Source organism: Marivivens niveibacter (assembly GCF_002150005.2).
GTDB classification, from domain to species: Bacteria; Pseudomonadota; Alphaproteobacteria; order Rhodobacterales; family Rhodobacteraceae; genus Marivivens; species Marivivens niveibacter.
Window position 1 is genome coordinate 190,837 of sequence record NZ_MSPP01000001.1, and the last position, 20,071, is coordinate 210,907.

Sequence of the window (20,071 nt, forward strand, 5' to 3'; positions counted from 1 at the left end):
AACAAAAGGCGGCCCAAGTGGCCGCCTTTTTCGTTAGCTTTGAGGGCGTTCGGCCCAGCCGGCGAATATTTTTTCCAGAGCTACAACGGCGTAGTACAAAACGATCCCCAACACGGCCAAGGCAATCAGGACCGCGAACATCAGCGGATAGTTCGCATTGGTTTCACCCGATTTGAACAACGCGCCTAAACCGCGCCCGTGTGGGGATACGATCTCTACCAGATTGGTGCCGATAAAGGCCAAAGTCACAGCGACCTTTAGCGCGCCAAAGAATTCAGGCAGCGTTTTCGGCAACGCGATTTTCCAGAAAATCGTGACCTTTGACGCGCCCAAGGCCCGCAGAATGTCGCGGTATTCAGGCTCTAACGTGGATAGGCCAATGCCGACCGACACGGCGATCGGGAAAAAGCTGATGAGGAAGGCCATTAGCACTGTGTTGAAATCGTGCTGACCGATAAACAACAGCGCGATCACGGGAACCAGCGTCGCCTTTGGGATTGCGTTGAATCCGACCAATAGGGGATAGAGCGCATCGCGCGCGATTTTGCTGAACCCCATCGCCATGCCCAGCAGCGTGCCAAACACAACGGCTATCAGCAGGCCCAGCACCGTGCGCCACAGCGTTTGCCAGCCCATGATCAGGAACAAATCCCAAAAACGGATGTAGGCGGCGGGCAGGTCCGATGGAGACGCCATTACGTAATTGGGCCAGCCATTGACCCAGACGATAAATTCCCAGAACAGGCCAAAAGCGACCAGCGCAAGGATAGGGACACCGATTTTTTGTAGCTTTTCCATCAGTGTGCCTCGCGTCCTTGGGCGATGCGGATTTGATCGCGCAAAATGTGCAACATATCCACGGCCTGTTTTTCGTACAGAATTTCGATGGTGCGGTCGGCGGGCAAATCCACGTCCAGCACGTATTGAGTGCGGGCAGGGCGGCCCGATAGAACGACCACTTGGTCACCCAAAAACACGCTTTCGCGCAGGTCGTGGGTGATCAGAATGCAGGTGAATGGCTCTTTGGCACGCAGGTCGCGCATGGTTTGCCACAGGTCTTCGCGGGTGAAATTGTCCAGCGCACCAAAGGGTTCGTCCATGATCAGCACGTCGGGTTTATGCACAATCGCGCGGCACAAGGATGCCCGTTGGCGCATGCCGCCCGACAATTCGCTGGGGCGTTTGTGTTCGAACCCTTTCAGGCCGACCAGTTCCAACAGTTCCATCGCGCGGGCGGTTTTATCGGCCTTGGACATGCCGTTTGCCACGATTTCCAGCGGCAGCATCACGTTTTCAATGATCGACCGCCATTCCAGCATGACAGGGTTTTGAAACGCCATGCCGACTGTTTTGCGCGGGGATTTCACCAATTCGCCGTGCAGCCAGACCTCGCCTTCGTCGGGTTTCATCAGGCCTGCGACCAGACGGGTCAGGGTGGATTTGCCGCAGCCGGATGGGCCGACAACAGCGCAAAATTCACCTTTGGGAACGGATAGGTTCAGCCCGTCCAGCACGGGTAAAGGCCCCGATTTTGTGGAATAGGCGTGCCGCACATCGCGGATGTCGATCAGATTTTCCATGGGAGCCTGCAGTGTAATTGCCCCCGCCGATGTTTCGGCAGGGGCTAGGTGTTTTATTCGACGGCAAATGCGCCTGTTGCAGGCAAATAGCTGCTGTCGAAATACAGCGATGCGTCTGGTTCGGACTGGAATTCATAGACCGATTTGGTCTGTTCAATCGCGTTCGCCATACGGTCCGCATCGATGCCGCCCAGACCGTTTTCCATGACGTAGTCGGTCATGACGTTGTCTTCGATCGCCATCATCAGGCGCTCTTTTTCCAGATCAAAGTCTGCTGCTGGGTTGCGTTCCAGAAGGGCAGTAACGGCCGCGTCAGGATCAGCAACAGCGCCGTTCCAGCCCATTGCGATGGACGAAAGGAAACCGCTGATAACTTCGGGGTTTTCGGCTGCGTAGTCGGTGTTCACGATGATCGCATTGCCGTACAGATCGACGCCGTAGTCGGTCATCAGCAGCACCGAAATGTCATCCTCTCGCACGCCCAGACGTTTCAGGTTCAGTGTGGACGAGAACGAGAAACCAGTAACCGACGCGACTTCGCCAGAGGCCAGCATAGGTTCGCGGGTTGGGAAACCAACGGGTTCGACGGTGATCGATTCCATATCCAATCCGGTTTCAGCGGCAAAGATCGGGAACTGAGCCCATGCACCATCAGGTGGCGGAGCGCCCAAAACACTGCCGTTCAGGTCGGCAGGTTCCGAAATGCCCAACGATTTGCGGCCTACGACAGCAAAGGGTGGCGCATCATAGATCATCATGGCTGCGGTCACGGGTGCGCCCGGGTTTTGATCCAGGAAACGCATCAGCGAGTTGATATCCGCGAAACCAACTGGGAAGGCGCCTGTTGCGACCTTTGGAATGGCGTCCAATGATCCAGCGCCTTCGGTGATTTCTACGGACAGATCATTCGCAGCGAAATAGCCAGCGTCGATCGCTAGGAAATAAGGGGCCGATGGGCCTTCGAATTTCCAATCAAGGGCAAAAGCAAGATCAGTTTCTGCCAGTGCGGGCGCTGCAACGCCTGCTAGGGCGGTGGCGGTAATTAGGGATTTGTGAAACACCGTTTGACACTCCGTTTGTTCAGTCGCGGACTGTCGTACTGTGATCAAGCATCAAAAGGTCGTCATGCTTTGCTGTGCTTGGTATCAGGTGTTTCCGTTGTTCTGATTAAATATTGGGCGAAAATTGTATACATGGTGCAAATTTAACCAATTGGTCTACAGTTCCATCCTGTATCTGTAAAAGCCGTCCATTGATGGCGACACTGGCTGAACGTTCAACGGGCTGTCGCCCAATAGATGTGCAGATGCGTTTGGGGACGTGTCAAACACGACCGTTGCGCCCAGTGGCACGTAGCCCCAAACCTTCGGGCAACGACGCGGGAGTGGTTCCGCCAGTCGCGCAGCGATCGCTGATTGAAGTGGTCTGCCCGAAGTCCAAATTTTTTGCGTGTCGGGCAGCATGGTAAAACCGCCACCGCCGTGCGCGCGGTAGCTGTTCGTAAGCACCACGAATTGATCCAAGGCTTGGACGCTTTTGCCTTCGTGGCATAGATTTTTGACCCGTTCGCCTGTGGGGCGTGACAAATCAAAGTCGTAGGTGACGCCAAACAAGGTATCTAGATTGTAGGAAACTGTTGTGTCGTCGAATAGCAACGTGTCGGTCGCGTTCGGTGTGACCAGTTTAAAATGCGCTGCGGATTGCTCTAGCCATTCTCGTAATATCGTGCCTGAAACCAGCAGCGCGACTGTTTGGTTTGGAAATGGATACAGCTGGGCGGCGTGTCGGTTGGTGGCGGGACCTGCATCAATGTCGATATAAGCATCTGGACCGCCGCGCCCGCCGCAGCGAAACGGCGATGTTGCTGAAAGGCGCGGCAGCTCGGCATAGTCCGACGCGTCCAGCGCCTCACGCGCTGAATCTAGTTGCGCCTGTGCGGTTATGAATTGGGCCAAATCTGGCTGCACGCGGGCGAAATAGCTGTGCAAGGGCCCTGTAAACGTGCCCAACTGTTTTTGCGTGAAAGCAAGGGTTTTCGCGTGACGATCTGCGACGATTTCTTTGATCTGAGTGTCAGCTTGTTCCGATGGGGTGATAAGATCGGCAGAGCCGCTTTCGGTTGCCCAACCCCGGTCGGATCGCCGTAAGTTCAGCGTAATGCGGCCAATATTTTTTCCATAGGCAGCAGGCAACGCTATCGGGGTGCGTCCGATTTTTCCTGCAAATGGAAGGTGCGTGTGGCCAGCGAAAACAGCGTCTATGCCGGAAATGGCCGCAATTGCGCTGGCAAAATGTTCGTGTGTCGTATCGACCTGCGTTTCGATCCCGCCATGGCACAGCGCGACAATAACCTCTGCCCCTTTGGATTTCAGCGACTGAACGGCAGTTTCTGCGGTTGATATTGGGGCGGTCGCATCAATTTTACCCGCCGTATGAAATTGATCCCACGTCAGGATCATCGCGGGCGTGAACCCCATGACGCCTATTTTAATCGGAAATTTGCGCCCAAACGCTGTGGTGATGACCCTGTCTAAAATCACTGCGGTCTTGAATGGCCAATCGCCACCGTCGACCCGGGTGATGTTTGTCGACACAACGGGAAATTTTGTTTGTTTATAGACGTTAACTAATGGATCGATGCCAAAGTTGAATTCGTGGTTGCCCAGCGTCGCGCAGTCATAATCCATCGCGTTCAGGCAAGCGATGGCGGGGTGCGGATGATTTTCATCGTCCAGCCAAAGGTCAGTTAATGGGGGGCCTTGGATCAGGTCACCGTTGTCAAAAAATAAACTGTTGCTAGTGGTAGAGCGTATGTCCCGTATCGTCGACGCAATATTGGCGAAACCAACAGTTGTTTCAGTATCTGAATAGTAGTCAAAGCTATTCAGATTCATGTGCAAATCCGACGTCGCGACAAGGGTGAGTTTCGCCTGAGTCGTTTGTGAGAATAATTTCATATAAGAATCAGCAATCGATAGAGCTCTTAATAAAACGATCGAAAGCTAATAAGTCGTAATGAGGTGCACAATTTGCCAAAAAGGTCAGGTATTTCATGAGTAGTTTTGCTTTCGCAGGTGTCGGATACGATCGCGCCGCCCATTTACGTAGCGACATAGAAACTCATTTGGCGGATCACGACAGCTGTAGCATTGTGTTATGGAAGGGTAAAGTTTTGTACGGTAGCGGCACGTTGGTGCGATTGCCCCTATCGCATCCTGTACTGAACGACGGCCGAAAACCCATTTTCATGGGGCTTGCGCCCAAGGCTGTGCTCGCCACGGATATTTCTGATTGGGAACCCGACGGGGGTGAGGCACCAGCAAGTGACGAATTCTGGGCCCCTGATGAACAACCGCATCCATTGGTTCCAGACGCAGCTTTTGTTGAGTTGCGATCGGTGATGACGCAGCTGTCAGCGTTGGATGCTGAATTGGCGGCGACAGCGAGGTCCATCACAGGCTGGCACCACAGTCACCGCTTTTGTTCGCGGTGCGGTGTTGCGTCTGAACCCACATCGGCAGGATGGCAAAGAACCTGTCCTGACTGTGGGGCGCATCATTTTCCACGCACCGACCCAGTTGTGATCATGTTGGTAACGCATAAAGATAAGGTTCTGCTGGGCCGCTCTCCGCATTTTCCGCAAGGTATGTATTCAACCTTGGCCGGCTTCGTAGAGCCTGGCGAAACCATAGAGGCCGCTGTTCGCCGCGAGGTGAAGGAGGAGGTGAATGTTGAAATCGGCAAGGTGACTTACATGGCTAGCCAGCCATGGCCGTTCCCATCGTCTTTGATGATCGGCTGCCATGCCGAAGCAACCACAACCGACATAACAAACGATCCCGAAGAAATCGAAGACGCCTTGTGGTTGAACCTAGACGAGATGCGTCAAGTATTTGAAGGTACACATAATATTGTCGCGCCTCCTCGCAAAGGTGCGATTGCGGAATGGATGTTAACAACTTGGGTTGCGCAATCTGGTGAATAATTTAGGTTCGCCAGATATCACTCATCGGACAAAGGGGTCAGTCGGTGCGATTTAGCTCTCGGGAAGATATCGAAGCGCCAATCGAGCATGTTTATGGCAAGCTGACTGATTTCTATGGTTTTGAACGGTCTGCAATGCGCCGCGGCGTAAAGGCCGAACGCGAAGATCCCTCCGCGCCTATCGGTGTTGGCACAATTTGGCACGTTCGTTTCAAATTTCGCGGCAAACCTCGCGCAGCGGACGTGGAATTGGTCAAGCTAGATGAAAATGACGGGTTTGAGATGTCCTTCAAATCCGGCGGCATCGATGGTTTGACGACTTTGGAATTGGTTCCGCTGTCGCCGCACCGCACGCGAATGATTTTAAAATTGGATCTATCGGCGAAAACATTGGCCGCGCGATTGTTGCTGCAGTCGCTGAAGTTGGCGAAATCAAACCTGACGCATCGGTTCAAAACACGTGTGGCCGATTACGCCGAAGAAATCGAAACGTCCTATACAGGCGTTTAACGCAGCGATTGGCGGATCGGCGCGGCTGGGAACACACCCATCAGTTTCACGTAGTCGGTGAAGTAATCCAATTCTTCCATCGCCAGTTTGACGTTAGCGTCGTCGGGGTGACCTTCGATTTCGGAATAGAATTCGGTCGCGGTGAATTCGCTGCCGACCATATAGCTTTCCAATTTTGTCATGTTGACGCCGTTCGTCGCGAAACCGCCCATCGCTTTGTACAGGGCGGCAGGGATGTTGCGGACGCGGAAAATGAAGCTGGTCATCATTTCCCCTGACCCACGGCGAGTCAGGTCGGTATCGCGCGCCATAACTAAGAATCGGGTCGTGTTGTTCGAATGGTCTTCGATCTGGCGGGCCAAAACGTCCAGTCCATAGATGTCGGCAGCCAGTTCGCTGGCCAAAGCGCCTTGGGATTTGTCGCCGCCTTCGGCTACTTCGCGTGCGGCGCGTGCGTTGTCAGAGCTGACACGACCAGTGATTCCATTTTCTTTTAGGAAATTGGAACATTGCGGCAGAATAACAGGATGACCGTGGGCATCTTTCACGTCGGCCACCGTTGCGCCTGGAACGCCCAATAGGTTCACGTGAACACGCACGAAAGCTTCGTCCACGATATGTAGACCTGATTTTGGCAGCAGGGCGTGAACGTCGGCGACGCGGCCGTAGGTCGAGTTTTCGACGGCAATCATACCCAAATCGGCGGTGCCAGAACGGACGGCCTCCATCGCGTCATCAAAGGTTGCACATGGAAATGGTTCGAAATCGGGGCGTGTTTCTGCACATGCCTGATGCCCATAAGCGCCCAGTTCACCCTGAAATGCGATTTTCTTTGTCATTTCCACCCCTCCAAAAAGGTCTTTTATGCCCCTTTGGGCAATAAGTCGCGGTTCTACAGCTTGCAAGACCGTACAAGAAACTAGTAGATAGCCGCGAAACTGTGAACGGAATGGAACGCGACATGTTCGACACAATGACAATGACCAAAGTGCTGGGCGGCGTTTGCGGCACTTTTCTTGTATTCTTGCTAGGTGGCTGGGCTGCCGACATCGTATATTCGGCTGGCGAAGGTGGCCACGGCGACGTAGCCACGGCTTACGTCATCGCATCGGAAGATTCTGGTGAAGTGGTCGTCGAAGAAGGCCCAAGCTTTATGGAAGTATACGCAACCGCTGATGCTGGCGCAGGCGAACGCGTATTCCGCAAATGTGCAGCTTGCCACGCTGTAGAAGACGGCGCAAACGGCACCGGCCCACACCTGTACGGTGTTGTAGACCGCGCTGTTGGTTCGGTTGACGGCTATGCCTATTCGGGTGCGCTGGTTGCTGTTGCACAACAGTGGGACCCAGAAACTCTGAGCGGTTTCTTGGAAAACCCAAAAGGTTACGCACCAGGCACCGCGATGTCTTTCTCGGGGCTGTCGAAGATCCAAGATCGTGCAGACGTCATTGCATATCTGAATTCGATCGGCGGCTAATTTAGCTGCACAGAATTTGACAGGCCGTCCCATTGGGGCGGCCTTTTTCGTTGAGATGACATCTGTTCACGGAAACTCAACTTGAAACTTTGGCATTCGCCCCGTTAGCTTGTTGGTAACACAGGGATATCAGGAGAATGCCATGTACAACCGCTCCGCTGCTGCCGCAGTCGCCCGCGCTAAACCGCGCAACAATGTTCTGGGTATGTTGGTTGGCGGAACGGCGCTGATCGTTGGTGTGATGTGGTCTGGGTCTGTTTGGGCGCAAGACGCGATCATCGAAAGCCATGCGATTTCGACCTTTGGATCGCCTGTTTACGCCGATCCTGATTTCCCACATTTGAACTATGTGAACCCAGATGCGCCCAAGGGAGGTGAGATCGCTGTTTGGAATACGGGCGGTTTTGACAACCTGAACCCTTATGCCACGCAAGAAGGCAAGCCAGCTTATCTATCTTCATCAATGTACGAATCGGTTCTGGTCAACACTGCTGATGATCCCGATGCTGTCTATTGTTACATGTGCACGACGCTGGAATATCCAGAATCCAAAGATTGGGTGATTTTCCACCTGCGTGATGATGTCGTGTTTTCCGATGGTACGCCAATGACGGCTTATGACATGGAATTCAGCCATAAATTGATGATCGAACAGGCGACCGAATCCTACCGATTTGCTGTTGCGCAGATGGTCGACAGTGTCGAGGTGATCGACGATTACACCATCAAATTCAATTTTGCCGCTGATTACCCGAAAAATTCGGTCATCGAAACGGTGGGCGCGACCCCGATCTTTTCCCAAAAATGGTACGAAGAATCCGGTGCCCGCCTGGATGAAAGCCGTATGGAAACGGGAATTGGTACGGGCGCCTATTTCCTATCCGACTACTCGATAAACCAGCAATTGATCTACAGCCGTAACCCGAATTTCTGGGGCGATGATCATCCGATCAACATCGGTCGGAATAACTTTGACACGATCCGCGTTGAATATTTCGACGACACCACCGCCGCATTCGAAGGTTTCAAGGCCGGCGAATTCACATTCCGTCAGGAAAATTCGTCGCTGTCGTGGGCCACGGCTTATGATTTTCCTGCGCTGAACAACGGCTGGGTTGTAAAAGAAGAATTGCCCGATGGCAGTGTTCCAAATGCGCTAGGGTTCATGTTCAACATGAAAAACCCGAAATTCAGCGACCTGCGCGTCCGTCAGGCAATTGCGCTGATGTATAATTTCACATGGACGAACACCGAACTGCAGTACGGTATTTTCCAACAACGCGAAAGTTTCTGGCAGAATTCGGATCTGGCCGCTGTGGGCGTCCCAACGGGCCGCGAATTGGAAATTCTGGAAACCGTTGCGGATCTGATTGACCCGTCCATCCTAACCGATGAAGTCACCATGCCGCACACCTCTGGCGACCGTCAGTTGGACCGCCGTAATCTGCGTCAGGCATTGGCCCTGATGGAGGAAGCAGGCTGGACCCCCGGCGATGACGGGATGCTGCGCGATGCGAACGGCAATAGCTTTGATCTGGAGTTTCTTGGTTATAGCCCTACCTTTGACCGCATTATGTTGCCTTATGTCGATAATCTGAAACGGCTAGGGGTAAATGCGGAATGGAACCGCGTTGACCCGCCTCAATACACTGAACGGACCCGTAATTTCGATTACGACATGATCTATTCAGGCTATACGTCTGGCCCGATCGAAGGCGAAGGCATCATTCAAAAATACGGCAGCGAAGGTTTGGGCGACGTGTTCAACCCAGCGTACTATTCGAACCCAGCTGTGGATCAGATCATTGAATTCGTGCGCAATGCCGAAACATATGAAGAAATGACGGCCTCGGTCCGTGCGATTGACCGTATCATGCGCCGCGATTTGTTCATCGTGCCATCATGGTATCTGGGTAAACATTTGGTCGCGTATTACGACATGTTCGAATACCCCGAAAACCTGCCACCCTATGCTCTGGGGCAGTTGGATTTCTGGTGGTATAACCAAGATAAAGCAGACGCTTTGGTCGCCGCTGGTGCATTGCGTCAATAAAAGGCAGATAAATGGGCGCGTATATTATCAGGCGGCTGCTATTGGTTATTCCAACGCTGCTGGGCATTATGATCCTGAACTTTGCGATCACGCAGTTTATGCCGGGTGGTCCGGTCGAACAAATGATCGCGCGCGCCCAAGGTCAGGGTGATGTTTTTGAAAACATCACTGGCGGGGTGGGCGACATTGAAACGGAAATGTCGAACGCCAATTCCAGCTACCCTGGCGCCCAAGGTCTGGACCCGCGCTACATAGCAGAGCTGGAAAAGCGGTTCGGTTTCGATAAACCACCGTTGGAACGGTTCCTAAACATGATGTGGAACTACCTCCGCTTTGATTTTGGAGAGAGCTATTTCCGCAAAATTACCGTGGTCGATCTGGTGCTGGAAAAGATGCCGGTGTCGATCACCTTGGGCCTGTGGTCCACGTTGATCGCCTATATGGTTTCGATACCTTTGGGCATTCGCAAGGCTGTGCGGGACGGGTCGAAATTCGACACTTGGACCTCAGGCGCAATCATTGTGGCCTATGCCGTACCTGGGTTCCTGTTCGCGATTTTCTTGGTCATCATGTTCGCAGGCGGCAGTTATTTTCGGATATTCCCGCTGCGCGGCTTGGTCAGTCCGAATTTCGAAGAACTGTCCATGTGGGGTAAGGTCGTTGACTACTTATGGCACATCACGCTGCCTGTTCTGGCGACCACGATTTCATCCTTTGCCGTTCTGACCTTGCTGACCAAGAACAGTTTTCTGGACGAGATTAAAAAGCATTATGTCATCACCGCCCGCGCCAAAGGTCTGGCCGAAAACCGCGTGATGTACGGCCATGTGTTCCGCAATGCGATGTTGATCGTGATCTCTGGCTTTCCTGCGTTGTTCATTTCGGTGTTCTTTTCAGGGTCGGTGATTATCGAATACCTGTTCAGCTTGGACGGTTTGGGCCGATTGGGATACGAGGCCGCGTTGCAACGTGATTATCCAGTGGTGTTTGGCACTCTCTACACGTTTTCTCTTATGGGATTGATCGTAGGGATTATCACCGACATCACCTATGTGTTCGTCGATCCGCGTATCGATTTCGAAAGCAGGGGGTAGGCCATGAAACTGTCCCCCCTGAACCAGCGCCGCTGGACGAATTTCAAACGCAATAAACGCGCGCTGTGGTCGCTGATCGTGCTGGGCACGCTGTTTTTCATCAGCCTGTTCGCCGAATTTCTGGCCAACGATAAACCGATTTTGGTCAGCTACCGCGGTGAACTGCGCAGCCCCGTCATGTCGTTCTATTCGGAACAGGATTTCGGCGGCGATTTCCGGACCGAGGCGATTTATTCGTCGATCGAAGTCAAATGCCTGATCGTCACAGGCGGATCGCTGGATTGTTGGGATGACCCCGAAGGCATCTATGAAACCGTCGAAAACGGCGGCACACCCGAGATTGAAGATTTCCAGCGCGGTTGGATGATCTGGCCCGTCATTCCCTATTCCTATGACACGATTGTCGACATCCCCGGCGTCGCGCCGGGTGCGCCAAATGACACCAACTGGCTGGGCACCGATGACACGAAACGCGATGTCAGCGCGCGCGTGATCTATGGGTTTAGGTTGTCGATCTTCTTTGCGATGATCGTTGTGACGATCAGTTCTGTGATCGGGATCATAGCAGGTGCGATACAGGGGTATTTCGGCGGCTGGATCGATCTGGTGTTCCAGCGTTTCATCGAAATCTGGGGATCAATGCCGTCGCTATATATGATGATCATCCTGATCGCGATTCTGGGCAAATCATTCTGGCTGTTGGTCTTTATGACCGTGTTGTTTGGCTGGACAGCGTTGGTCGGGCTGGTGCGCGCCGAATTCCTGCGGGCCCGCAATTTTGAATACGTCCGCGCGGCAAAAGCGCTGGGCGTGTCCGACCGCGTGATCATGTTCCGCCACGTGCTGCCAAACGCGATGATCGCAACGCTGACTATGCTGCCGTTCCTGATCACGGGCGCAATTGGTACGCTGGCATCGCTCGATTTTCTGGGCTTTGGTTTGCCATCGTCCGCGCCGTCGCTGGGCGATCTGACTATTCAGGCGAAACGCAATCCCGCCGCGCCGTGGCTGGGCCTGACCGCGTTCTTTACCTTTGCATTCATGCTGACGCTGCTTGTTTTCATTTTCGAAGGCGTGCGCGATGCATTTGATCCGAGAAAGACTTTCAAATGACGCTTTTGAACGTGTCGAACCTGACCGTTGATTTTCGTCAGGACAGTGTCACCACCCACGCCGTACGCGGCGTCTCCTTTAAGGTGGAAAAGGGCGAAACCGTCGCGCTGGTGGGCGAATCTGGGTCGGGTAAATCCATCACCGCGCTATCCACGGTGAACCTGCTGCCCGATAGCGCTCAGTTGGCGGGATCGATCACCTATAACGGCCAAGAATTGGTTGGTGCATCGGACAAGGTTCTGCGCGGCGTGCGCGGCAATGACATTAGTTTCATTTTTCAGGAACCGATGACCTCGCTGAACCCGCTGCACACGATCGAAAAACAGTTGGCTGAATCGATCGAATTGCATCAGGGCCTGCGTGGTCCTGCGGTGCGCGAACGGATCGTTGATCTGCTAGACCGCGTTGGTATCCGCGACGCGGAATCGCGGCTAACCAGCTATCCGCACGAATTGTCAGGCGGTCAACGTCAGCGTGTTATGATCGCGATGGCGCTGGCAAACGGGCCCGAATTGTTAATCGCGGACGAACCGACAACGGCGCTGGACGTCACCATTCAGGCGCAAATTTTGGACCTGTTAGAGGATCTGAAACGCGACAGCGCCATGTCGATGCTGTTTATCACCCACGACCTGACCATCGTGCGCAAAATCGCCGACCGCGTTTGCGTGATGAAGGATGGCGAGATCGTCGAAACCGGCCCGACCGATCAGATTTTCGCGAACCCGCAGCATCCTTATACCCAGATGCTCATCGCGGCAGAGGCGTCAGGGCAGGCGGCCCCAGTCCCTGATGATGCGCCTGTGATGGCCGAAACGGAAAACCTGCGGATTTGGTTCCCGATCAAACGCGGGCTGCTGCGCCGCACGGCAGGGTACGTAAAGGCCGTCAATGACGCGACGCTGACCGTGAGGGCAGGGGAAACGCTGGGCATCGTGGGCGAATCCGGGTCGGGCAAAACGACGCTGGCTATGGCGATCATGCGTCTGATCAACTCCACTGGCCGCATCGCGTTTGTTGGAAATGATATTCACGAACTGAACCAGAAACAAATGCGCCCGCTGCGTAGCGATATGCAGATCGTGTTTCAGGACCCGTTCGGATCGCTTTCGCCGCGGATGACCGTCGAACAGATCGTGACCGAAGGTTTGGACATCCATCGCGCGGGCGAAAAGATCGACAAAAAACAGTTGGTCGCTGATATCCTGACCGAGGTCGGTTTGGACCCTGCATTGATGTCTCGCTATCCGCATGAATTTTCGGGTGGCCAACGCCAGCGGATCGCGATTGCGCGGGCGATGATTTTGCGCCCCAAATTGGTTGTGCTGGATGAACCGACATCGGCACTGGATATGACGGTACAGGCGCAGATCGTTGATCTGCTGCGCGATCTGCAACAGAAATACGGGCTGGCCTATATCTTTATCTCGCACGACCTAAAGGTCGTTCGCGCGCTAAGCCATAAGATGATGGTGATGCGGGCAGGGGATGTGGTTGAAGCGGGCAGCGTTGCGGATGTGTTTGATAACCCGCAAACTGATTATACCCGCGAACTGCTTGCTGCGGCGTTCGAAGGCCGCAGCATCGCATAGTATCAGCTATCTTGGCCGATCATGAAACAGGTCATGTCGCGCGCCTGTAGGCGGCGGCAGGCCAGATCGGCCATTTCGCGGGTCATACCCATAAAATTCGCATCATACCCACGCGATCCTTCGACAACGCGGCGCAGGGATCCGTCGAGCGTCGCCATTTCGTTCAGCGCGATGCGGACTAGGATGCGTTCGGCTTCATAGCGGGAGCCATAGCGGCCCACGTTGATGCCCCAGTGGCGACCACCAGATGTAGACACGCGGGTGACGACCTCTGGCTGGGCTTTGGTGGCGGCGGCGACGGCCAGTGCCACTTCGTCTGCGTCAGTAGATGGGATCGCGACTGCGGTGACTTCGGCGACAACAGCAGGAGGGCGTGCAACAGGGCGGCTGGCAGATGCCAGAACAACCTGATCAGTGGTTGCCACAGCGACGGCTTGATCAGTTGCGTTTGCAACCTCCATCGCGGTTTCCAATGCTTGTTCAATGTTTCCCGCATCAGCCACGATAAGCGCTGGAGCTTCGGGTGCGGGCCGAGAAGTCGGGCGCGGCGATCGGGTGACTGCACCTGTGACGCGGATGGTGCGTCCCGCAGCACCGCTGTAGGTGGTCGTATTTGCGGACAACATCAGCGGCTCGTCTGCGGTGCTGCTACCCGGTTGGTAGGCGGGCAATGGTGGGCGCTGGATGCGTGCATTACGTGGAGCGCGGGAAAATCCCATATCCAGCAATTCGGCTGCACGGTTGTTGCGGGCGGTCACAGAGGATTCACCAAAGATGGTTGCAATAATGCGCACGCCATTGCGTTCGGCCGAGGCAACTAGGTTATAGCCAGCCGCCGATGTGAAACCTGTTTTGATGCCGTCAGCCCCGCGATAGGCGGCCAGAAAACGGCGGTTCGTGTTGTATACTTCGGCCATGCCAGCATCGGTCGAACGGCGCGAAAAGATGTTATAATATTCTGGGAAATCATAGATCATGTGACGCCCAAGGATCGTCATGTCACGGGCGGTCGACATGTGGCCCGATTCGGTCAGACCATTTGCATTGCGGAACGTCGTGCGCGTCATGCCCATAGACTGCGCCATGCGATTCATCCGGCGGGCAAAGGCCGCTTCGGACCCTTCTAGCGCGATACCAATGGCCGTGGCTGCATCATTGGCGGATTTCACGGCGGCGGCGCGGATCAGATACCGCAGGCGAATTTCTTGCCCCGTGCGTAGGCCCAATTTGCTGGGTGGCTCGGCTGCGGCTTCGCGCGTGATTGTCACAACCGTATCGGCGCTGATTTCACCACGTTCGATGGCCTGAAACGCGATATACAGCGTCATCATCTTGGTCAGCGACGCTGGATGCAATGGTGTGTTTGCGTTGTAGGAATCGATGATTTCACCCGTTCGGGCGTCCATCACCATCGTTGCTCCCGGACCTGCCAATGCGGACTGGGGGACGATAAAAGATAGCCACAATACTGCGCTTACGAATAGCCCAAAAGGGCCCCGAAATTTCGGACGACCTGCCACGGTTTGCCTCGTTCTGCCTCATGGCCCCGATCTATGCCGAGTGCCTATTGATTTTGTACAACCGTAGCACGCGTTCTGGTTTGCGAAAATACCTTATTTTTCAGGCAAATTGGGGCGTGGCTTTCGCGCATAACCATATGTTGTGGTCTCTTGCGCTTGTGCCTCTACATCCGCGAGGTGTAGGATTTTGCAAAGGCGGATTAGTGTAAACTGGCTATCAATTCGGGTAGCTGTCCAAGGCTTTCGATTTTGTAGAATCGGGGATGATCGGGTTCTTGTGCCAGCTCGTGGGCCCAGGTTGTTTCAAATGGCACATGCACACCCCAGGCTCCTGCGTCGATTGCGGGGATCACATCAGACCGCAAAGAATTGCCGACCATCATGACCCGCGCGGTATCAAATTGCGCAAAAATACGCTGGTAGACAGTGGCGGTTTTGTCTGACACGATTTCAACGACGTCGAAAAAATCACCAAGCCCTGATTGGGCCAATTTGTTTTCCTGATGCAGCAAATCGCCCTTGGTAATCAGCGCGATTTTCGCGTCCTCAGACAATGTTTCGATGACATCGCGAACATGCGGCAGCAATTCTACAGGATGATCCAGCATGTCACGGCCCATATCCACCAATTCGCGGATAACTGTCTGAGGAACCTTGTTATTTGTGACCTCTAGCGCCGTTTCGATCATCGACAGAGTGAACCCTTTGACGCCATACCCATAGAATTTGATGTTGCGTTCTTCGGCGGCGAATAGTTGCGCCTCTAGGGTTTGGGGATCGGCGTGATCAACCAGCAGTTCAAAGAAACGATCCTGCGTTAATTGGAAAAACGTTTCATTATGCCAAAGCGTGTCGTCAGCATCAAAAGCGATGGTCCAGCGTTGCGGCATAACGTGCTCCGACTATGTGGGGGTTTTCTTATAGGTCTTACCGACTATATAACGTGGTCAGACACAGCGACCAATGGTTCAGATGACAAAAGCTCCGCTACATATGATGGCAGATGATGCCGACGGTGATGATGGTGATATCGGCGTCAAACTAGACACGCGCCCGAAAACCAAACGTCCGCCGATGTACAAAGTTCTGATTCTGAACGATGACTACACGCCGATGGAGTTTGTGGTTCAGGTCCTGGAACGTTTCTTTGGAATGACTCACGCGCAGGCTTTTGAAATTATGCTGACGGTCCACAAAAAGGGCGTCGCGGTTGTCGGTGTTTATTCCTATGAAATCGCTGAAACAAAGGTGGCTCAAGTGATGGATTTTTCGCAACGCCACCAGCATCCGTTGCAATGCACGATGGAGAAAGAGTGACGCGTCCCGTCACCTGATTGATATGTCGAAATCTCGTCTTACCACGGCGCTGAACGAAGGCCTGTTGGACCTTCCTTCTGGCGCCATTCGCGTTATGCGCCCCACTGCGGGCTATGATTTGTCCGCATTGCCACGCGATGTTGTCCGCGTTGATACCGGATTTAAACCGGACGCTACCGTTTGGGAAAATGCAGGTTACGTCCTGTCATCCGAGGCTGCGCCAGTCACGCTTGTTGTGTTGCCTCGGGCCAAAAAACTGGCGCGAGCGATGGTGGCAGAGGCTGCGAAGCAGGGTTTGGTCATTGTCGATGGTCAGAAAACCGATGGCATCGACAGCATTTACAAAGACTGCCGCAAAGCGCTGGGCGATCTGCCGTGCGTGACCAAATCGCACGGCCGTTTGTTCTGGTTCGACGGCGCAAACCAATTCGCTGATTGGGCAGTTGCTGATCCGGAAAAGGGTCCGCACGGCTATTTCACCACGGCAGGCGTGTTTTCAGATGGCGAAATCGACCGTGGGTCAAAGCTGTTGGTGGATTGCCTCCCCGATAAATTACCCAAACGCATGGCTGATTTCGGCGCTGGTTGGGGGTATTTGTCTGCTGCCGTGCTGCAAAATCCCGCCGTACAATCCATTGATCTGATCGAAGCAGAGCAAGCGGCGCTAGATTGCGCGCGATTGAACGTGGTCGATGATCGTGCGTCATTCCATTGGGCTGATGCGACGACGTGGAAATCTGATGGCTATGCAGGCATCGTTATGAACCCACCTTTCCACACAGGAGGTGATGCGACCCCTGCGTTGGGCCGTGCTTTTATCGCGAATGCTGCGAAAAATCTCTTAGCTTCGGGCCAGATGTGGATGGTAGCGAACCGACACTTGCCTTATGAGGCGGCACTTCGCGAATATTTTCGCAATGTTGATGAAATTGGTGGCGATGGTGCATTCAAAGTGTTCCACGCAACTAGGCCGATCCGCTAACCGTCGATACGGTCAAGCTGGGCAATAGGGGATAAGACATGTCTTTTTCTATCGAAGGTAAAACCGCAATCGTGACCGGCGCTGCGAATGGTGTGGGTTTGGCGATTGGCCGCCATTTCGTCGAACAGGGTGCAAATGTGATGTTCGCTGACATGGACGAGGCTGCCTTGGCCCGTGAAGTCGTGTGCGAAATGACAGACGAAGGCCCGATGCGTATCTTCGCGGGCGATTTACGCAAAAAACTGGCGGTGAAAAACCTGCTGTCGGCCACTGTGGATGCGTTCGAACGTATCGATATTTTGGTGAACGCGGCCCGTCAGGTGCAGCACACCGATCCGCTGGACCCAGATGATGATACGGTATCGACGCTGCTAGAACAGAACATGTTCGCTGCCTTGCGTCTTAGCCAGGCAACTGCCCGCCGTATGATCAAGCAATCCGAAGGAAGCACCAAAGGCCCTGTTGGGACGATCATCAATCTGTCGTCCATTGCGGCCCGCCGTACGCACCCAGACCTGATGGCCTATTCGATCGCAACCGCTGCTGCGGATCAGGCAACGCGTTCATTGGCGGTCGCCTTGGCGCCCCAAGGCATCCGCGTGAATTCGGTCGCGTTCGGTAGCGTCATGAGCGCGAGCCTGAAAGGTGCGTTGAAGGAACATGACGAATATCGCGAAGATATTCTAAGCCACACGCCTCTACAGCGGATCGCGTCACCCAGTGAAGTTTGCGATGCGGTTCAGTATTTGGCGTCTGATGCGTCCAATTTCGTGACCGGACAAGTCATCACCGTGGACGGTGGCCGGACCTTGATCGATCCGGCCGGTTGTGCGGCGCACTGATTATTCTGGGTTCGCCGCGATACACTGCTGGATATTCTCCTGTAGGTTTTCATCAATCGCAGCGCGGCGTTCTAACAGCGAATGTAGCTTTGCCTCTTCGGCGTTCAGGTCGATGGCCACGGGTGTGCGCACTGTATGCGTGACGACTTCGTCACATGGGAAACGAATGGTTTCGCCGCTTTCTAGCGTACGTTCACAGCGTTTATTGATGACGTCGACTTCTTCGTGTTCGGCGATGGCGTAGCCGCGTGCGATGTTGACGCGCGTTTCAGCGATGAGCGCGTCAATTGTGCGGGCGTTTGCCGACACTTGAGAAATGCAGCGTTCTTGGGGCGTTGCACAAGCAGCTAAAGCAATGAATGGTACAAATAAAATGGCGCGGTACATCGTGACTCCGTCAATTGGTCACAGCGGTTGCTGTGGTTTTGCCCAGCATTCAATGGTAAGGGGCGTTGATATTCAATAACAGCCCGTAAACGAGGTTCAGATGTCCGATACGATGGTTCACGAAAAGGCAACGGCCTCTGATTGGTTCCGTAGTTTGCGCGATGAAATCGTAGCAGCCTTTGAAGCATTAGAGGATAGTCAGGAGACCGGCCCATTTGCCGATCAACCGGCAGGCCGATTTGAGGTCACCGAAACCAAACGCCACAGCGATGACGGCAGTGATGCAGGCGGCGGTTTGATGAGCGTGATGCGCGGCGGCCGCGTGTTTGAAAAGGTTGGCGTGAATGTGTCCACTGTTTACGGGACATTGGGTGTGGCAGCGCAGAAATCTATGGCCGCACGCGGTGTGGCTGGGGTCGAGGAAGACCCGCGTTTTTGGGCGTCGGGCATTTCGTTGGTTGCGCATATGCAAAACCCGCATTGCCCTGCGGTGCATATGAATACGCGCATGTTCTGGACCCCTGCAGCGTGGTGGTTCGGCGGCGGCTCCGACTTGAACCCGTGTATCGAATATGACGAGGACACTGCGCATTTCCACAACGTGCAAAAGGCCCATTTGGACCCGCACGGTGAAGAGTTGTACCCAGAGCTAAAGGCTTGGGCGGATGAATATTTCTACATCCCGCACCGCAACCGTGCGCGCGGCGTTGGGGGGGTGTTTATGGATGACCGCAACACAGGCGATTGGGCTGCGGATTTTGCACTGACCCAGAACATTGGCCGCGCCTTTTTGCCGGCGTATCTGCCGCTAATCGAAAAACGCCGCGTTCAGGATTGGACTGACGCCGACAAAGAGGCGCAGTTGGTCCACCGTGGTTTGTATGCAGAATATAACCTTGTCTATGACCGCGGGACGAAATTCGGCCTAGCCACGGGTCACGATGCGAACGCGGTTCTGATGAGCCTGCCGCCGCTGGCGAAATGGATCTAACCACCGCTATCTTTGAATTTGCTCTGGCGTCGTTTCTGATCGAACTGACGCCGGGGCCAAACATGGCCTATTTGGCAATTGTTGCCGCAACGGAAGGCCGCCGCTTCGGCTTTGCCGCGGTGGCAGGGGTCGCGTTGGGGTTGGCTATTGTAGGTGTGATCGCTGCCTTGGGCGTTGGTGCGATAATCACAGCGTCGCCATTCCTATATCAAGCGCTGCGCTGGGGCGGGGTGATCTATTTGTTCTGGCTGGCCTATGACGGCTGGCGGGATGCTGATGAAACGATTGAACATGCGGACCTAGGATCGCCCATGGCGCTGTTTTTTCGGCGGGGGTTGATCACCAACCTGTTGAATCCAAAAGCCGCCGTTTTCTATATCGCTGTTTTGCCGGGGTTTGTTGTCCAAGGGACAGATGTGTTGCCGCAAACGATTACTCTGTCTGCCGTTTATGTCGCGGTTGCGACTGCGATCCATGCGGCGATTGTTGGGCTAGCAGGCACAGCCCAAACGTTGCTGGAAGATCAGAAAAAAAGGGTGTTTTTGCGGCAGGCGTTGTCAATCGCGCTGGCGTTGATCGCGGTTTGGTTCGCGTGGAAAACCCGCTGATAAAAGGAACGGGGGCCAATG

At 54.3% G+C, this 20,071-nt stretch carries 20 protein-coding genes; 12 read left to right on the plus strand and 8 right to left on the minus strand.

Annotation, left to right across the window (positions count from 1 at the left end; all coding sequences use genetic code 11):
* Positions 1 to 33 precede the first annotated feature (33 nt).
* The 4 genes from BVC71_RS00980 to BVC71_RS00995 all read right to left on the minus strand — a co-directional run bounded on the left by BVC71_RS00980 (position 34) and on the right by BVC71_RS00995 (position 4,537).
* On the minus strand, positions 34 to 798 hold the full coding sequence (locus BVC71_RS00980) for an ABC transporter permease (protein ID WP_086449775.1): 765 nt from the start codon (positions 796 to 798) through the stop codon (positions 34 to 36).
* Positions 798 to 1,580 (minus strand): ABC transporter ATP-binding protein, encoded by a 783-nt coding sequence (locus tag BVC71_RS00985; RefSeq protein ID WP_086449776.1) that lies wholly within the window; start codon positions 1,578 to 1,580, stop codon positions 798 to 800. The genes BVC71_RS00980 and BVC71_RS00985 overlap by 1 nt, the downstream gene beginning before the upstream one ends.
* Before the next feature lie 53 nt (positions 1,581 to 1,633).
* Positions 1,634 to 2,641 carry an ABC transporter substrate-binding protein gene (locus tag BVC71_RS00990; RefSeq protein WP_086450623.1) on the minus strand — a complete coding sequence of 336 codons (1,008 nt, stop codon included), beginning with the start codon at positions 2,639 to 2,641 and terminating at the stop codon, positions 1,634 to 1,636.
* 156 nt (positions 2,642 to 2,797) lie between these two features.
* Positions 2,798 to 4,537: a 5'-nucleotidase C-terminal domain-containing protein gene (locus BVC71_RS00995; protein ID WP_086449777.1), complete on the minus strand. Its 1,740-nt coding sequence runs from the start codon at positions 4,535 to 4,537 to the stop codon at positions 2,798 to 2,800.
* Positions 4,538 to 4,632: 95 nt separating this feature from the next.
* On the opposite strand from BVC71_RS00995, the gene nudC reads away from it, so the two are divergent.
* A complete protein-coding gene (gene nudC, locus BVC71_RS01000; protein WP_086449778.1) occupies positions 4,633 to 5,565 on the plus strand; it encodes an NAD(+) diphosphatase in 933 nt (310 codons plus the stop codon).
* Positions 5,566 to 5,609: 44 nt separating this feature from the next.
* Positions 5,610 to 6,074 (plus strand): SRPBCC family protein, encoded by a 465-nt coding sequence (locus BVC71_RS01005; protein ID WP_086449779.1) that lies wholly within the window; start codon positions 5,610 to 5,612, stop codon positions 6,072 to 6,074.
* On the opposite strand, the gene BVC71_RS01010 is transcribed toward BVC71_RS01005, so the two are convergent.
* Positions 6,071 to 6,913, minus strand: coding sequence for a prephenate dehydratase (locus tag BVC71_RS01010; RefSeq protein WP_086449780.1), 843 nt, complete (start codon positions 6,911 to 6,913; stop codon positions 6,071 to 6,073). The two genes, BVC71_RS01005 and BVC71_RS01010, sit on opposite strands and share 4 nt — an antisense overlap.
* A gap of 122 nt (positions 6,914 to 7,035) precedes the next feature.
* On the opposite strand from BVC71_RS01010, the gene BVC71_RS01015 reads away from it, so the two are divergent.
* The 5 genes from BVC71_RS01015 (at position 7,036) to BVC71_RS01035 (ending at position 13,403) form a co-directional block, all read left to right on the plus strand.
* Entirely contained in the window at positions 7,036 to 7,551 is a 516-nt protein-coding gene (locus BVC71_RS01015) for a c-type cytochrome (RefSeq protein WP_086450624.1), read from the plus strand.
* 142 nt (positions 7,552 to 7,693) lie between these two features.
* On the plus strand, positions 7,694 to 9,604 hold the full coding sequence (locus BVC71_RS01020) for an extracellular solute-binding protein (RefSeq protein ID WP_086449781.1): 1,911 nt from the start codon (positions 7,694 to 7,696) through the stop codon (positions 9,602 to 9,604).
* Positions 9,605 to 9,615: 11 nt separating this feature from the next.
* Entirely contained in the window at positions 9,616 to 10,698 is a 1,083-nt protein-coding gene (locus tag BVC71_RS01025) for a microcin C ABC transporter permease YejB (RefSeq protein ID WP_086449782.1), read from the plus strand.
* Between the two features lie 3 nt (positions 10,699 to 10,701).
* Complete coding sequence (locus BVC71_RS01030) at positions 10,702 to 11,811, plus strand: ABC transporter permease (protein ID WP_086449783.1); 1,110 nt, start codon at positions 10,702 to 10,704, stop codon at positions 11,809 to 11,811.
* Positions 11,808 to 13,403: an ABC transporter ATP-binding protein gene (locus tag BVC71_RS01035; protein WP_086449784.1), complete on the plus strand. Its 1,596-nt coding sequence runs from the start codon at positions 11,808 to 11,810 to the stop codon at positions 13,401 to 13,403. The genes BVC71_RS01030 and BVC71_RS01035 overlap by 4 nt, the downstream gene beginning before the upstream one ends.
* A gap of 2 nt (positions 13,404 to 13,405) precedes the next feature.
* Here the strand turns inward: BVC71_RS01035 and BVC71_RS01040 are convergent, their stop codons facing one another.
* On the minus strand, positions 13,406 to 14,815 hold the full coding sequence (locus BVC71_RS01040) for a D-alanyl-D-alanine carboxypeptidase family protein (RefSeq protein ID WP_086449785.1): 1,410 nt from the start codon (positions 14,813 to 14,815) through the stop codon (positions 13,406 to 13,408).
* Between the two features lie 308 nt (positions 14,816 to 15,123).
* Positions 15,124 to 15,813, minus strand: a complete 690-nt coding sequence (locus BVC71_RS01045) for an HAD family hydrolase (protein ID WP_086449786.1) — start codon at positions 15,811 to 15,813, stop codon at positions 15,124 to 15,126.
* Between the two features lie 82 nt (positions 15,814 to 15,895).
* Between BVC71_RS01045 and clpS the strand changes: the two genes are divergently transcribed.
* From clpS to BVC71_RS01060, 3 genes are read left to right on the plus strand one after another with little or no spacing between them, the layout of a single operon-like run.
* Complete coding sequence (gene clpS / locus BVC71_RS01050; protein ID WP_086450625.1) at positions 15,896 to 16,240, plus strand: ATP-dependent Clp protease adapter ClpS; 345 nt, start codon at positions 15,896 to 15,898, stop codon at positions 16,238 to 16,240.
* 22 nt (positions 16,241 to 16,262) lie between these two features.
* A complete protein-coding gene (locus BVC71_RS01055; RefSeq protein WP_086449787.1) occupies positions 16,263 to 17,222 on the plus strand; it encodes a class I SAM-dependent methyltransferase in 960 nt (319 codons plus the stop codon).
* A 38-nt stretch (positions 17,223 to 17,260) separates the two neighbouring features.
* Positions 17,261 to 18,064: an SDR family NAD(P)-dependent oxidoreductase gene (locus BVC71_RS01060; RefSeq protein ID WP_086449788.1), complete on the plus strand. Its 804-nt coding sequence runs from the start codon at positions 17,261 to 17,263 to the stop codon at positions 18,062 to 18,064.
* Here BVC71_RS01060 and BVC71_RS01065 read toward each other — a convergent pair whose 3' ends face one another.
* Positions 18,065 to 18,451 carry a hypothetical protein gene (locus tag BVC71_RS01065; protein WP_086449789.1) on the minus strand — a complete coding sequence of 129 codons (387 nt, stop codon included), beginning with the start codon at positions 18,449 to 18,451 and terminating at the stop codon, positions 18,065 to 18,067. It abuts the gene before it with no gap.
* Positions 18,452 to 18,551: 100 nt separating this feature from the next.
* Here BVC71_RS01065 and hemF point away from each other — a divergent pair, with 100 nt between their 5' ends.
* Positions 18,552 to 19,442, plus strand: coding sequence for an oxygen-dependent coproporphyrinogen oxidase (gene hemF / locus BVC71_RS01070; protein ID WP_086449790.1), 891 nt, complete (start codon positions 18,552 to 18,554; stop codon positions 19,440 to 19,442).
* Positions 19,433 to 20,050, plus strand: coding sequence for a LysE family translocator (locus BVC71_RS01075; protein ID WP_086449791.1), 618 nt, complete (start codon positions 19,433 to 19,435; stop codon positions 20,048 to 20,050). Before hemF ends, BVC71_RS01075 begins: the two co-directional genes overlap by 10 nt.
* Positions 20,051 to 20,071: the final 21 nt, after the last annotated feature.